This window comes from Niallia sp. NCCP-28 (assembly GCF_023168165.1).
Classification (GTDB): domain Bacteria; phylum Bacillota; class Bacilli; order Bacillales; family Cytobacillaceae; genus Niallia.
Genome location: NZ_BQYJ01000001.1, coordinates 513,380 through 527,526, shown reverse-complemented (window position 1 = coordinate 527,526; position 14,147 = coordinate 513,380). Strand labels below are relative to the sequence as shown.

General features: G+C 35.6%; 13 protein-coding genes. 11 read left to right on the top strand and 2 right to left on the bottom strand.

What is annotated here, in order from left to right; all coding sequences use genetic code 11:
• Window positions 1-13 precede the first annotated feature (13 nt).
• Window positions 14-1,699: a DNA repair protein RecN gene (gene recN, locus NCCP28_RS02590; RefSeq protein WP_248559840.1), complete on the top strand. Its 1,686-nt coding sequence runs from the start codon at window positions 14-16 to the stop codon at window positions 1,697-1,699.
• 422 nt (window positions 1,700-2,121) lie between these two features.
• Window positions 2,122-3,411 carry a SpoIVB peptidase gene (spoIVB, locus tag NCCP28_RS02585; protein WP_248559839.1) on the top strand — a complete coding sequence of 430 codons (1,290 nt, stop codon included), beginning with the start codon at window positions 2,122-2,124 and terminating at the stop codon, window positions 3,409-3,411.
• A 26-nt stretch (window positions 3,412-3,437) separates the two neighbouring features.
• Here the strand turns inward: spoIVB and NCCP28_RS02580 are convergent, their stop codons facing one another.
• On the bottom strand, window positions 3,438-4,349 hold the full coding sequence (locus tag NCCP28_RS02580) for a 1,4-dihydroxy-2-naphthoate polyprenyltransferase (RefSeq protein WP_248559838.1): 912 nt from the start codon (window positions 4,347-4,349) through the stop codon (window positions 3,438-3,440).
• Window positions 4,350-4,789: 440 nt separating this feature from the next.
• Here NCCP28_RS02580 and spo0A point away from each other — a divergent pair, with 440 nt between their 5' ends.
• Entirely contained in the window at window positions 4,790-5,578 is a 789-nt protein-coding gene (gene spo0A, locus NCCP28_RS02575; protein WP_248559837.1) for a sporulation transcription factor Spo0A, read from the top strand.
• A gap of 343 nt (window positions 5,579-5,921) precedes the next feature.
• Window positions 5,922-6,122: a cold-shock protein gene (locus tag NCCP28_RS02570; RefSeq protein ID WP_248559836.1), complete on the top strand. Its 201-nt coding sequence runs from the start codon at window positions 5,922-5,924 to the stop codon at window positions 6,120-6,122.
• Between the two features lie 401 nt (window positions 6,123-6,523).
• Here the strand turns inward: NCCP28_RS02570 and NCCP28_RS02565 are convergent, their stop codons facing one another.
• On the bottom strand, window positions 6,524-6,661 hold the full coding sequence (locus NCCP28_RS02565) for a YycC family protein (RefSeq protein ID WP_248559835.1): 138 nt from the start codon (window positions 6,659-6,661) through the stop codon (window positions 6,524-6,526).
• 40 nt (window positions 6,662-6,701) lie between these two features.
• On the opposite strand from NCCP28_RS02565, the gene NCCP28_RS02560 reads away from it, so the two are divergent.
• The 7 genes from NCCP28_RS02560 to NCCP28_RS02530 all read left to right on the top strand — a co-directional run bounded on the left by NCCP28_RS02560 (window position 6,702) and on the right by NCCP28_RS02530 (window position 14,033).
• A complete protein-coding gene (locus NCCP28_RS02560; RefSeq protein ID WP_248559834.1) occupies window positions 6,702-7,430 on the top strand; it encodes a glycerophosphodiester phosphodiesterase in 729 nt (242 codons plus the stop codon).
• 219 nt (window positions 7,431-7,649) lie between these two features.
• On the top strand, window positions 7,650-9,119 hold the full coding sequence (locus NCCP28_RS02555; RefSeq protein ID WP_248559833.1) for a sigma 54-interacting transcriptional regulator: 1,470 nt from the start codon (window positions 7,650-7,652) through the stop codon (window positions 9,117-9,119).
• 75 nt (window positions 9,120-9,194) lie between these two features.
• Complete coding sequence (lpdA, locus tag NCCP28_RS02550) at window positions 9,195-10,616, top strand: dihydrolipoyl dehydrogenase (RefSeq protein WP_248559832.1); 1,422 nt, start codon at window positions 9,195-9,197, stop codon at window positions 10,614-10,616.
• Entirely contained in the window at window positions 10,600-10,743 is a 144-nt protein-coding gene (locus NCCP28_RS02545) for a hypothetical protein (protein WP_248560305.1), read from the top strand. The genes lpdA and NCCP28_RS02545 overlap by 17 nt, the downstream gene beginning before the upstream one ends.
• A gap of 11 nt (window positions 10,744-10,754) precedes the next feature.
• Window positions 10,755-11,759: a thiamine pyrophosphate-dependent dehydrogenase E1 component subunit alpha gene (locus NCCP28_RS02540; RefSeq protein ID WP_248559831.1), complete on the top strand. Its 1,005-nt coding sequence runs from the start codon at window positions 10,755-10,757 to the stop codon at window positions 11,757-11,759.
• Window positions 11,760-12,743, top strand: a complete 984-nt coding sequence (locus NCCP28_RS02535; RefSeq protein WP_248559830.1) for an alpha-ketoacid dehydrogenase subunit beta — start codon at window positions 11,760-11,762, stop codon at window positions 12,741-12,743. It abuts the gene before it with no gap.
• 18 nt (window positions 12,744-12,761) lie between these two features.
• Window positions 12,762-14,033 carry a dihydrolipoamide acetyltransferase family protein gene (locus tag NCCP28_RS02530; protein WP_248559829.1) on the top strand — a complete coding sequence of 424 codons (1,272 nt, stop codon included), beginning with the start codon at window positions 12,762-12,764 and terminating at the stop codon, window positions 14,031-14,033.
• The last annotated feature ends 114 nt before the right edge of the window (window positions 14,034-14,147 follow it).

Sequence of the window (14,147 nt, the reverse complement as noted above, 5' to 3'; positions counted from 1 at the left end):
GAGGTGACAATAGTTGTTAAGTGAATTATCTATAAAAAACTTTGCCATTATTGATAGTTTATCAATTTCTTTTCAAAAGGGGTTAACAGTTTTAACTGGTGAAACAGGTGCAGGCAAATCCATTATTATTGATGCGATTAATCTGCTTGTAGGAGGCCGAGGTTCCTCAGAATTTGTAAGGCATGGAGAAGAAAAAGCTGAAATTGAAGGATTATTTTATATAGATGAGGGGCACCCATGCTTTAAAAAAATGCAAGAATTTGGAGTGGATATTGAAGAAGGAACTATTATTCTAAGACGTGATATTGCTCTTTCCGGCAAAAGTGTTTGTCGAATCAATGGAAAACTTATTACCATTTCCACATTGAGGGAAATTGGCTCAAGTTTAATTGATATTCATGGACAACATGAGCACCAAGAATTAATGGATGAAACCAGACATCTGAATTTATTGGATACATTTGCTATTAATGAAATAAGCAAAGTAATAAAAGAATATGAAGAAGTTTACGAGGCGTATGTTCAAACAAAGAAAAAACTAAGCAAACTTACTGAAAATGAACAACAAATGGCACAAAGGCTTGATTTGCTGCAATTTCAGCATGAGGAAATAACGAATGCAAATTTACGCATCCAAGAAGATGAAGAGTTGATGGAAGAAAGAAAAAGACTGATGAATTATGAACGCATCTTTGATAGTATCCAGACAAGCTACAATAGCCTAAGAGGAGAACAGAAGGGATTAGATTGGCTTGGCGAAGCAATGGGGCATTTAGAAGATGCTGCGACACTTGATACAGAATATAAAACGATGGCTGAATCTGTATCAAACAGTTATTATATTTTAGAAGATGTGGCAAGCAAATTGCGCAATAGCTTAGATTTTCTTGAATATGATCCAGAACGTTTAAATGAGATTGAGTCACGATTAAACGAAATAAACGGACTGAAAAGAAAATATGGAAAAACAGTCGAAGAAATAGTACAGTATGCAGCAAAAATTGCAGAAGAATTAGAAACATTGCAGAATAAAGAAACACATATAGACAAGCTGGAAAAAGAACTGATGAGCCTCCATTCGGATTTATTAGTAGAAGCAAATGAATTAACGGTGCTGCGAAAAATGGCAGCAGAGCGATTAACTGATGACATTCATAAAGAATTAAAAGAATTATATATGGAAAAAACGATATTTGAAGTGAAAATTAAGCAAAATGAAGAACGTGTTACAAAAATTGGAATAGATGAAGTGGAGTTTTATATCTCCACTAATCCTGGAGAGCCATTAAAACCTTTATCAAAAATAGTATCTGGTGGAGAATTGTCCAGGATGATGCTTGCATTAAAAAGCATTTTTTCTAAACATCAAGGCATTACATCCATTATCTTTGACGAAGTTGATACGGGTGTAAGCGGAAGAGTGGCTCAAGCCATCGCCGAAAAAATTGCTCATGTTTCCAATGATTCTCAAGTTTTATGCATCTCCCACCTGCCGCAAGTTGCTGCAATGGCTGACACGCATTTATTTATTGCAAAAAATATTCAAGATGGCAGAACCTCAACTACCGTTAACCCGCTTGCAAAACAAGACAAAATAAAAGAGATAGCACGGATGATTTCTGGAACAGAAATTACGGAATTAACAAAAAAACATGCAAAAGAACTGTTAAAATTAGCACAAAAAGCTAAGAATAGATAGATAAGCAAAAACCTCTGATATTCAGGAGGTTTTTGTTTATTGTAGATAATTTGTTTATTGTGCTGTTTGTCGGCCCTTCCTTAAAAATGTAAAAAATATCCATTTAAAAAAGTTATGATAAAGTAGAAATGCTTTCATAATCAAAAAAGAAGATAAAGACTATATGTATATATCCCCACTTTTCCTTTATATATGTGCTGTTCATATTTTAGCCTCATTTATTTGGAAATTATTAATGTAGAATAATAAAATGAAAACTTAATGAACAGCGGTTTACTAACACCTTTTTGTCGAAATTTACTAGTTGTGCATAAATAGAGAGGGCTTTATAAAGATTTTACAGTTATAAATGCTCTATTTGCAGGCAAAATTATAGGTGTAGCCAAAAAAGTGGTGAACAAGAAGCGAGGAGAGTGAATAGTTTGAAAAGTGACTTCCTTAGAAAAATAATTGGTGGAATTCTCCTTGTTTCATTAATTTCTTTAGCTTTTAATCAACCCTTTCAAGAATACATTCATATACCTAAAAATATAACGGTATTTGAGAACCAAGAAATAACAGTGGATGCTGCCATTCCTGTCACTGCAAAATTATCGGATGATAATGCAGTGGTTGCTCTTAGCCAGGATGAAAAAAAATTATCTTTACATGGCAAAGAATATGGGAAAAATGGCGTAGTGCTAGAACTGGCAGGTTTTCCAGTGAAAAAAGTAGATGTGAATGTAATAAAAGATTTTAAAGTTATTCCTGGCGGACAATCTATTGGAGTAAAATTAAATACTGTTGGCGTATTAGTAGTAGGGCATCATCAAGTGAATACAGAAGAAGGCAAGGCATCCCCAGGAGAAAAAGCGGGAATTAAAGTAGGCGATTTAATTACAGAAATAAATGGCAAAAAAATTGAAAAAATGTCAGATGTAGCACCTTTTGTACAAAATGCAGGAACTTCAGGAGATGGACTTGATATAACCATTCGGAGAGAAAACGATGAAATTAAAACAAAACTTATTCCATTAAAAGAAAAAGGAGATAATTCTTATAAATTAGGTATATATATAAGAGACTCAGCAGCAGGAATAGGAACAATGACTTTTTATCATCCAGCTTCAAAAAAATATGGCGCATTAGGGCATGTTATTTCAGATATGGATACAAAAAAACCTATTGTAGTGGATGATGGAGAAATTGTACGATCAACTGTTACAAGCATTGAAAAGGGATCAAGCGGCAATCCTGGCGAAAAATTAGCCCGTTTTTCTTCAGATAGAGAAGTAATTGGAAATATTACGACAAATAGTGCCTTTGGAATTTTTGGAGAGTTAAACAAACAGTTAACGAATGGAATTATGGATAAACCAATGCCTATTACTTTATCTGATCAAGTAAAAGAGGGGCCAGCACAAATATTAACTGTTGTTGATAATGATAAAGTGAAACTATTTGACATAGAGGTAGTCAGTTCTGTACCGCAAAAATTTCCAGCTACAAAAGGGTTAGTCATCAAAGTGACAGATAAAGAATTGTTAAGAAAAACAGGAGGAATTGTCCAAGGAATGAGCGGAAGTCCAATCATTCAAGATGGAAAAGTAATTGGAGCAGTTACTCATGTATTTGTTAATGATCCAACTAGTGGCTATGGAGTTCATATAGAATGGATGTTAGATGAAGCAGGAATTAATATTTATGAGAATTCAAAACAAAAAGCTTCATAAAAAAAGCGCTGACTTGAGCGCTTTTTTTATGAAGAAATATATTGCAGCAATAAGCCGATGCATAATAAAAAACCAAAAATAGTATTGGTTAATGCTGTTGACTTCATCGCAACTGGTGTTTGGCTTTTATCCCCTTTAAATCCTTTGATTGCTTGTATTGGTTTTTTTATGCTCAATAGAATGATAAGGAGCCATGGACTTAAACTTCCAAACAAGATAAGGACAATAATCCATAGGTAGGATAAAGTAAAAAGCGCTCCAAGCAAAGCAACTGCTTTATCAAAACCAATTAAAATAGCGATTGTTTTGCGGCCTCCCAATGTATCTTCTTCAATATCTCGAATATTATTCGCTAAATTAATTCCCCCAACTAAAAAAGCAATTGGTATGGAAATAAGAATGCTTTCGACAGTAATATTATTTGTTTGGATATAAAAAGAAATTAAAATAAAGAGAGAGCCCATGCAAATTCCAGAGAAAATTTCTCCAAAAGGCGTATAAGCTATAGGAAGTGGGCCGCCTGTATAAAGGTAACCAATTGCCATTCCAAATAACCCTATAAGAGCAATCCACCAGCTGGAGCTTGCGCAAATATAAATGCCAAGCACTAAAGAAATGCCATATAAAAATAAAGCTAGTTGCAGAACTGTTTTTGGTTTCATTCCATGGCGAACAATAGCACCGCCAATTCCTACGGAGTCCTCCGTATCTAAACCTCTAATAAAATCGTAATATTCATTAAACAAATTAGTTGCAATTTGAATAAACAAGCATGCAAGCAGCATTGCTATAAATAAACTTATATTTAAATTGACAGATTGCATTGCGAGTACAGTTCCAATCAAAACAGGAACAAACGAGGCCGTTAACGTATGTGGTCTTGTAAGCTGCCAAAGCACTTTACGAGTAGACTGTACTTCTTTTGTAACATTTTCCATAAAAAAATCCTTTCTGTTGCACTAATTAATAGAAGTAAAAAACATAATGAAAGTCCAACTATAATAATAACGTAAGAATCAGTTTTACAACAAGAAAATATTCATCATTTCGTCATAAATTTTTTCCCAGATTGGTTAAATATGAAAAAAACTGTCTGATAAATATGTTTGCAAAAAAAAGAGACAGTGAAAAAGAGTACTATGCATTTGTTATCGAGTATAATAAAAAAATTATATCGTGATGTTTCGACAATGTTTTAAGGAAAAAAATAAAGAATATCGAATATGGTCGAAATTTAAAGAAAACAGGAGAAAAATTAAGATTTTCATCCTTTTTTAACATTTTTTAATAAAATCAAAGGATTTTTAGTTACTTTGTCGAACTAGTCATTTAGAATAAATGTATAGAAGAGATGCTGGATTCGAGGAGGAAATTATTAGTGAAGAAGATAAAAGTATGTATTGTTGATGATAATAGAGAATTAGTTGGTTTATTAGAAGAGTATATAGGAAGCCAAGATGATATGGAAGTAGTGGGAGTTGCGCATAATGGACAGGAATGCTTAGAGCTCATTGAGGAAATCGAACCAGACGTTATGATATTAGATATTATTATGCCTCACTTAGATGGATTGGCAGTACTAGAGCGAATGAGAGAGAGGAAATCTGCTATGCCAAATGTTATTATGCTAACAGCATTTGGTCAGGAAGATGTAACAAAAAAAGCAGTAGACTTAGGAGCATCCTACTTTATTCTAAAGCCATTTGATATGGATCATTTAGCAAGCCATATCCGTCAAGTAAGCGGAAAATCAAATGGATTTATTAGAAAAAGCCCCACAAGCTATAAAAGTCAGCAGCAAGATTCAAAGCCGCGCAATTTGGATGCGAGCATTACAAGCATTATCCATGAAATTGGAGTGCCGGCACATATCAAAGGATACTTATATTTACGGGAAGCAATTTCTATGGTGTACAATGATATTGAATTATTAGGATCTATAACAAAAGTACTGTATCCAGATATTGCAAAAAAATATAATACAACTGCAAGCAGAGTAGAGCGGGCAATCCGCCATGCAATTGAAGTAGCATGGTCTAGAGGCAATATCGATTCTATTTCTTCTCTTTTCGGCTACACAGTCAGCATGTCCAAAGCAAAACCGACAAATTCCGAATTTATCGCGATTGTGGCAGATAAATTAAGGCTGGAACACAAGGCTTCTTGAAAGAGTTAGAAAACGTGGAAATAGTGTATAATACCAATATTTAGTAGTGAAAATAGGCAGGAGCGCACGTTTTTTATTTGTTCATTTTAAAAATGGATGCGTATCAAACTAGAGTTGTAAGAATGGTTTTTACTCCAATTTTACGAATAAAAGTAAAATCAAGTAGAAGAAAATTAGTAGTAATTTAATTATTATGCTGTAAATATTTGCTTTCTTAAGCAGAACCTGTTACTATAAAGAAGAATTATTTTTGTTCGAAGTTAGAAGATACATCTTTTATACAAAAAGAGCAGGGATAGTGAATTATTTAATTGTGCGAGTTGCACATAGGAGGAAAACAAACATGGCTACAGGTAAAGTAAAATGGTTTAACGCAGAAAAAGGTTTCGGATTCATCGAATCTTCTGAAGGACAAGATGTATTCGTACATTTCAGCGCTATCCAAACTGAAGGTTTCAAAACATTAGACGAAGGTCAAGAAGTTACTTTTGATATAGAAGAAGGTCAACGTGGCCCTCAAGCAGCTAACGTTGTTAAAGCTTAATAATTAGAAGAACATGTAAACAGACATCAGGAACTAACCTGATGTCTGTTTTTATTTTTGTTAGTAGGGTAATCTGTAAAAGAGCTTTAATAAAATGGCTGTTTTCTCAAAGTTTGTTGTTTTTACAGCAAAATGAGGAAATCAGGTCACAGCATCCTGAATACAAGCAGACTTCCGGAAAGAGATGCGAAAAAGACGAGATCCGAGGAGACCTGTGTTTGCTTAACGGAAGGAGAAGTGCATTCAAAGCAGCCAGCTATACGAAAACAGCCAATAAAAAAAGACTGGACTTGTTGCGGAACAAGCCCAGTCAGTCTATAAAATACAAAACAGAATAAATAAAATGGTATTATGATACCATAAACTTTAAATATATTTAGCAAGTTATAGTAGATTATCCATTATTGTTTTTCTTTTTCTAATTCCATTAGTTTTTGCACCAATATATGTTGGGGCATGTGCATAAGCTGTTCTACAGGAACCTGAAGTTTTTTAGCAAGCTTCAGCGCTGTGTCAGGTGATAGTTGTAAAGGTTTCAAATAATTTCCCCCCTATAAAAAAATGTTAGGATGTGTCAGAATGTCACTCGTTTTTGCCCATCGTGGATATTCAGCAAAATTCCCAGAAAATACGATGATCTCCTTTCAGCAAGCAGAAAAGGTTTGTGCTGATGGTATCGAATTAGATATCCAAATGACAAAAGATGGAGAATTAGTTATTATTCATGACGAAAAAGTAGATAGAACGACCAATGGATCCGGTTATGTAAAAGATTATCTGTACAAAGATATAAGGACATTGGACGCTGCCTCTAAATATAATGGAAATGGGCAAAAGATGCAAATTCCTTCACTTCATGAATTTTTTGAATGGTTGCAGCAAACAAATATCATCTGCAATATTGAATTTAAAAATAATAAACTTCCTTATAAAGGGATGGAAGAAAAAACAGTGGAACTTATTCGGCAATATGGACTTGAAAATCAGATAATTTTTTCTTCTTTTAATCATTACAGTATGGTGCTATGCAATCAAATAGATCCAGCAATCGAAACCGCTCTTTTATTCTCCGATGGCATTTATCGGCCCTGGATGTACGCAAAAGCAATAAAAGCCAATGGGATTCATCCTAACCAGCGTCTAATAAACAAAGAGTTTATTAGAGACTCAGAAAGTTTTGGCATTAAGGTTAGAGCATATACGGTAAATGATCCGAAAAAAATGAAGTTATTTGCAGACAGCGGCATTTCAGCCCTTATTACGGATGATCCATCTCTTGCCAAAAGTATGCTCAATTTTGCCCCATAACAAAAGTTGAATGATAAAAAAGCAGGTAGAGTCAATTGCCTGCTTTTTTTATTGTTTATAGTTAAAAAGTAAATTGCTTTTTGAATAAGAGCAAAATAAAACAGAAAATTAGGATAACTAGAAAAAAATTGCATAATAATAAAAAGAGGATTATAGTATAACTATGAAATAATTTGCACGGTCAAGTAAGAAAATTATGTGAAAAGAGGCTTTTGCAGCATGCAGCATTCCTTCTATCTTAAACAGATATTTAATGAAATACAGGATGGCTTATTAATAATAGACCAATCAGCCCATGTTATTTTTTCTAATGATGCAGCAATGCAGAAGCTTGATTTGGCGAATCATAAAAATTTAAGAGAAATATGGCCTAATAGTTCTTTAATGACAGTGCTAGAAACAGGAAAAATAGAAATGGAAAAATTAATGTTTCAGGATGAATGTCAGCTAGTTGCTTCAAGTATTCCTATTGATCATCATGGCAAAATAATTGGTGCCCTTTGTTTATTGCTGCCAAAATCTATGGATGCCAACAGCAAAAGATCAGTTGGGCTGGAAGTGGTTTTGCATCTAGACTTGCAAAATATTGCAGAAATTCTTTTTTCTAATGATGCAAAAGAAAAAGTGAATAGTTCCCTATCCTTATTTGGAGAGAAAACAGCAGATTTGATAGAAGGCAATATACATTTAGTTCCTACATACAAAAAGTTGATTGCATCTGCCAAGGAATTGCTTTGCATGCACTATTTTCATCAAGAAAGAGAAGCAACCTCTACTTTTGCAGATATAATTTGCCAATCAGATGCTATGCAGCTTCCTTATCAGCAGGCAATGCTAGCAAGCACTGTAGAGACAGCTGTTCTTATTAGAGGGCAATCAGGAACAGGGAAAAAAATGTTTGCATCTGCTATTCATCATGAGAGCAGCCAAAAAGGTAATACATTTAAGGCTGTTTCCTGTATAAAAATGACTGAAAAACTAGCAGAAGAATTTTTATACTTTAAAAATGATGGTGATAATAGTAAAGAGGGCAAAACATCTTTCCAAGGCACTTTATATTTTGATGAAATTGGCAAGCTGCCTTTATCGCTGCAAAAAAAGCTTCTTGTCTTTTTAACGGAAAAAAATTTCAAGAATAAAAATAATCGTATTAGAATTATGGCAGGGTCATCAGAAAATTTGGAAAAACAAATGGTAGAAGGAAAGCTTCTAGAAGCTTTATATTATGAATTAAACAAATTTTGTATTCATTTGCCATCGCTGAAGGAACGTGCAAAAGATATTCCGCTATTAATAGCATATTTTGCGAACGAACTTAATCAAACATGCAATCGTCATGTAGAGGAAGTTGATCAAGCTGTTTATGAACTGCTTTTACAACATGAATTTTATGCCAATATAAAAGAGTTGAAGGCAGTTATCCAATTGGCAATGATTTCTCTTGAAAAAGAGGACAGAAAGCTGAAAAAAAAACATTTTAAACTTCAGCGTGGAAATGCAATAAATGAAGAATACATACCTGAAATAAATGAAGAAGCTCCTCTATCTTTGTTGGTAGAAAAATATGAAAAAGTAATCATTGAAAATACATTAAAAAAACAGGATGGCAATAAAACGCTAACAGCTAAAGCATTAGGGTTATCCGTACGAAATCTGTATTATAAATTAGAAAAGTATGGGTTTATGTGAAAAAAATAGATTTTTAAATAGGGAAAATCGGATAACTAGCTTTTAGGCGAAATGAGAAAAAGAAGGGTGAATTTGATGGCAAATGAATATGATGTAGTGATTTTAGGTGGTGGAACAGGCGGATATGTTGCAGCTATCCGCGCCTCTCAATTAGGTCTGAAAACAGCTATTGTGGAAAAAAGAAAATTAGGTGGAACTTGTCTGCATCAGGGATGTATACCGAGCAAAGCGTTGCTTAGAAGTGCAGAGGTCTATCGTACAGCTAAACATGCTAATGATTTCGGCATTATGACAAAAGATATTGGCATTGACTTTGGCAAAGTGCAAACACGCAAAAATAATATTATTGAACAGTTATATAATGGTGTGAACTATTTAATGAAAAAAGGAAAAATAGATGTTTATGAAGGAATAGGCAGAATATTAGGGCCATCCATCTTTTCTCCAATTCCAGGAACGATTTCAGTTGAAATGAACAGTGGCCAAGAAAATGAAATGCTTGTCCCTAAAAATGTAATTATTGCAACAGGTTCTCGTCCAAAAAGTTTGCCAGGACTTCCAATAGACGGCAATAAGGTGATTAGTTCCGAAGAGGCGCTCCAGCTGGAACAATTGCCAAAGTCTATTATTATTGTCGGTGGAGGGGTAATAGGGGTAGAATGGGCATCTATGCTTGCTGATTTTGAAGTGGAGGTCACCCTGCTTGAATATGCAGATAGACTAATTCCAACAGAAGATCAAGAGATTTCCAGAGAACTGCAAAAAGTGCTGGAGAAAAAGGGCGTAAAAATTTTCACTAGTGCAAATGTGCTGCCAGAAACATTAAATATAGATGGAACAGTTACGATAAAAGCGCTTCAAAAGGAGCAACAGCTTTCATTTGAAGGAGAAAAGTTATTAGTTTCTGTTGGACGTGCTGCCAATATTGAAGGACTTGGATTGGAAAATACAGATATTGTTACAGATAACCAGGTTATTGCAACCAATTCTTTTTACCAAACCAAAGAAAATCATATTTATGCGATTGGCGATTGCATCGGAGGATTACAGCTTGCTCATGTGGCTTCACATGAAGGGATTATTGCAATAGAGCATATAGCAGGCCTAAACCCAAAGGAATTTGATTATAATAAGGTGCCAAAATGCATCTATACAAGCACAGAAGTCGCAAGCATTGGCTTAACAGAAAAGGAAGCAGTACAACAAGGCTATACAATAAAAAAAGGAAAGTTTTCTTTTCAAGCAATCGGCAAAGCATTAGTTTATGGGGAACATGAAGGATTTGTGAAGATTATTGCAGATAAAAATTCAGATGACATATTAGGTGTACATATTATTGGTCCCCATGCTACTGATATGATTGGCGAGGCCGCACTTGCAAGTGTGCTAGATGCAACGCCATGGGAAATAGGTACAGCCATTCATGCCCATCCTACTTTATCAGAAGCAATTGGCGAAGCGGCATTGGCAGTCGATGGAAATGCCATTCACGGGTAAACGAAAGCAAAGTTTAGGAGGAAAAACTTTTCAGCAAAAAAAGAATTTAACTACATGGATTGTAGTGAATCGTTATGCAGAAGTAAAAACAATAGCAAGCGTAAGCCGTCGAATAACAATAATTTAGGAGGTTTTAAAATGGTCGCAAATCGCCATAAAGAAGCAGGATTAACAGATGAACAAGTGCTTTCAATGTATGAAAAAATGCTGCTTGCACGAAGAATAGATGAAAGAATGTGGTTACTAAATAGAGCAGGTAAGATTCCTTTTGTTATTTCCTGTCAAGGACAAGAAGCAGCACAAGTAGGAGCAGCATTTGCTTTTGATAATGAAAAAGATTATATCCTTCCATATTATCGAGATTTAGGAGTTGTGCTGGCATTTGGCATGACAACAAAAGATATTATGTTGTCTGGTTTTGCCAAAGCCGAAGACCCAAATTCTGGAGGGAGACAGATGCCAGGACATTTTGGGCAGAAAAAAAATCGAATAGTAACTGGATCTTCTCCTGTTACTACACAAGTACCTCATGCAGTAGGGATTGCCCTTGCTGGAAAAATAGAGAAAAAAGATTTTGTCACATATGTCAGCTTTGGAGAAGGCTCTTCTAACCAAGGGGATTTTCATGAAGGAGCAAACTTTGCAGGTGTACATAAATTGCCGGTTATTTTTATGTGTGAAAATAATAAATATGCCATATCTGTTCCGATTGAAAAACAGTTAGCGTGCGTAAATGTATCAGATCGTGCTATTGGTTATGGAATGCCAGGATATACGGTCGATGGAAACGATCCGATTGAAGTATATCGAGTAACAAAGGAAGCGGTGGATCGTGCAAGAAAAGGAGAAGGTCCTACATTAATTGAAACGGTATCCTATCGCCTGACGCCCCATTCCTCTGATGATGATGATAGACCATATCGTACTCGAGAAGAAGTAACAGAAGCAAAAGCAAAAGATCCAGTCATCACTTTTAAAGAATATTTAGTTAGTGTCGGTGTTTTAACAGAAGAAAAAGATAAAGAGATGAACGAAAAAATTGCAGATATTATTGATGAAGCAACAGAGTATGCAGAAAATGCACCATATGCTAATCCAGAAGATGCCCTTAAATATGTATATGGGAATGAAGGAGGAAATTAAATGGCGGTAATATCTTATATTGATGCTGTTACCATGGCTATCCGTGAAGAAATGGAAAGAGATGAAAAAGTATTTATAGTTGGGGAAGATGTTGGTGTAAAAGGAGGAGTATTTAAAGCGACGCAAGGATTATATGAACAATTTGGCGAGATGCGAGTGATTGATGCCCCGCTTGCAGAGTCTGCTATTGCTGGAGTTGGCATTGGAGCTGCCATGTATGGGCTAAAACCTATTGCGGAGATGCAATTTGCTGATTTTATTATGCCAGCAGTTAACCAAATTGTTTCAGAGGCAGCGAAAATCCGCTATCGCAGCAATAATGACTGGACATGCCCAATTGTTATTCGTGCCCCATATGGCGGCGGAGTTCATGGAGCGCTGTATCATTCCCAGTCGGTTGAAGCGATGTTTGCCAATACACCAGGGCTAAAAATCGTGATGCCATCAACTCCATATGATGTAAAAGGCTTATTAAAAGCAGCGATACGCGATCCAGATCCAGTATTGTTTTTTGAACATAAGCGTGCTTATCGTTTAATTAAAGGGGAAGTTCCAGAAAGTGACTATGTACTGCCAATCGGAAAAGCAGACGTGAAACGAGAAGGAGAAGATATTACTGTTATTACATATGGTTTATGTGTGCATTTTGCGCTGCAAGCAGCAGAAAAATTAGCGGCAGACGGAATTTCTGCACATGTTCTGGATTTAAGAACAGTATATCCCCTTGATCAAGAAGCCATTATCGAAGCAGCTTCTAAAACAGGGAAAGTGCTGCTTATTACGGAAGACAATAAAGAAGGAAGCATTATTAGTGAAGTATCTGCGATTATCGCAGAACATTGTTTATTCGATCTTGACGCCCCGATTATGCGCCTTGCTGGAGATGAAATACCGGCAATGCCATATGCGCCGACAATGGAAAAGTATTTTTTAGTGAATCCGGATAAAGTAGAAAAGGCAATGAGAAAGCTGGCAGAATTCTAAAAAGAAGGAGGGATTAGAATGACTAGGGAAAAAATAACAATGCCAAAATTAGGGGAAAGTGTAACCGAAGGCACCCTACAAAAATGGCTGGTAGCAGTAGGGGATACAGTCAAAAAATATGAACCGTTGGCAGAAGTTTTAACAGATAAAGTTAGTGCAGAAATACCATCTTCTTTTGCAGGAGTTATTTCTGAACTGCTTGTTAAGGAAGATGAAACAGTGCAAGTAGGAGAAGTAATCTGCACGATGGAAGTAGAAGATGGAAAAGGAAATGATGCCCGTTTAGAGCAGGCAAAAGAAGAGAAGAAAAAAGAACCAGCCAAAAGTGTGGGAGAAAATAAACAAAGATATTCTCCTGCTGTTTTAAAGTTATCACAAGAAGCAGGACTTGATTTAAATATAATCAATGGGACTGGTGCAGGAGGCCGGATTACAAGAAAAGATGTACTGCGGGCAATCAAAGAAGGAACACCTGCTGTTTTCCAAACCGAACCGCAAGCGGAAACGATTGCTAATGAAAAACGTGCTGATATGCAAGCACCAGCAGCTGCATCAAATAAGCAAGAGCCCAAACAAATCCCAACAAGTAATGGCGATATAGAAATTCCAATAACGCCTGTTCGTAAAGCAATTGCTGCCAATATGCAAAAAAGCAAACACGAAATTCCACATGCATGGACAATGATAGAAGTGGACGTGACAAGTTTAGTCAACTACCGCAATAAGATAAAAGATTCATTTAAAACGGCAGAAGGATTTAATTTAACATTTTTTGCTTTTTTTGTAAAAGCAGTAGCGCGAGGATTAAAAGAATTTCCAGAACTTAATTCTACGTGGGCGGGGGACAAAATTGTCCGCAAAAAAGATATTAATATTTCCATCGCAGTTGCAGCAGAAGATTCTTTATTTGTTCCAGTAATTCGCCATGCTGATGAAAAATCGATTAAAGGAATTGCCAGAGAAATAACAGAACTTGCCAAAAAAGCACGTACAGGCAAATTAACGGTCGAGGATATGCAAGGAGGCACCTTTACGGTAAATAATACAGGTTCCTTTGGATCGATTCAATCGATGGGAATTATTAACCATCCTCAAAGCGCTATTCTACAAGTCGAATCGATTGTAAAACGCCCTATAATCAAAAATGGCATGATTGCAATCAGCGATATGGTTAATCTTTGCTTATCTCTTGATCATCGAGTATTAGATGGATTGGTTTGCGGAAGATTTTTGCAAAGAGTGAAGGACATATTGGAGAATACAAATGAGGATTCTACTACTATCTATTAATGATTAGGTAGATCAGGGGAATAGATCATTGTTTCTCCAGCATTAACGGGCAGCCATCCATGAAGCAAGCTTCACCAACAAGGATGAAAATAGGTTTTGGTTGGCCATACTGAT